The sequence below is a fragment of the Streptomyces sp. NRRL S-495 genome, assembly GCF_000966955.1.
Lineage (GTDB): Bacteria > Actinomycetota > Actinomycetes > Streptomycetales > Streptomycetaceae > Kitasatospora > Kitasatospora purpeofusca.
In genome coordinates this window covers 1-789 of sequence record NZ_JZWY01000922.1, presented here as the reverse complement: position 1 = coordinate 789, position 789 = coordinate 1, and the positions used below count along the sequence as shown (strand labels likewise).

At 77.3% G+C, this 789-nt stretch carries 1 protein-coding gene; it reads right to left on the bottom strand.

All coding sequences use genetic code 11. The features are described 5' to 3' along the window. The coding region (locus VR45_RS36220; protein WP_045944177.1) for a beta-ketoacyl reductase at positions 1-789 on the bottom strand (789 nt) is incomplete at both ends.

Here is a 789-nt window from a genome sequence, read left to right as displayed (position 1 = left end):
CCTCGGCCCACTGCCCCCAGGCCAGGGACTGCGCGGGCAGACCGATGCTGCGCCGGTGGGCGGCGAGGGCGTCCAGGTAGCTGTTCGCGGCCGCGTAGCTCCCCTGCCCCGGGCCGCCGAGCACGGCGGCGACGGAGGAGTAGAGGACGAACGCCGCCAGGTCGTGGGACCGGGTCAGCTCGTGCAGGTGGCGGGCGCCGTCGGCCTTGGGGGCCCAGACGGCGGCCAGGCGCTCGGGGGTGAGCGCGCTCAGCACACCGTCGTCGACCACACCGGCCGTGTGGACCACGGCGGTCAGTGGGTGCGCGGACGGGACGGACGCGATCGCGGCGGCGAGGGACTCGCGGTCGGCGGTGTCGGCGGCCGCGATCGTCACGCTCGCGCCCAGGGCGGTGAGTTCGTCGCGCAGTTCGGCGGCGCCGGGCGCGTCGGCGCCACGGCGGGACAGCAGCAGCAGGTGACGCACACCGCGCTCGGTGACCAGGTGCCGGGCGAGCAGGGCGCCCAGGGTCCCGGTGCCACCGGTGATCAGCACCGTGCCCTCCGGGTCCCAGGGCCGCGCCTCGACGTCGGGGACAGCCACCCGGACCAGGCGCGGCACCCGCACCCGGCCCTCGCGCAGCGCCAGCTGCGGCTCACCGCCGGCCACCGCCGCCGCCAGCACGGCCTCGGACGCCTCGGTGCCGTCGGTGTCGACCAGCACGATCCGGCCCGGGTTCTCCGACTGCGCAGAACGCACCAGGCCCCACACCGGGGCGGCGGTCAGGTCCGGCGCCTCCGACTCGTCGA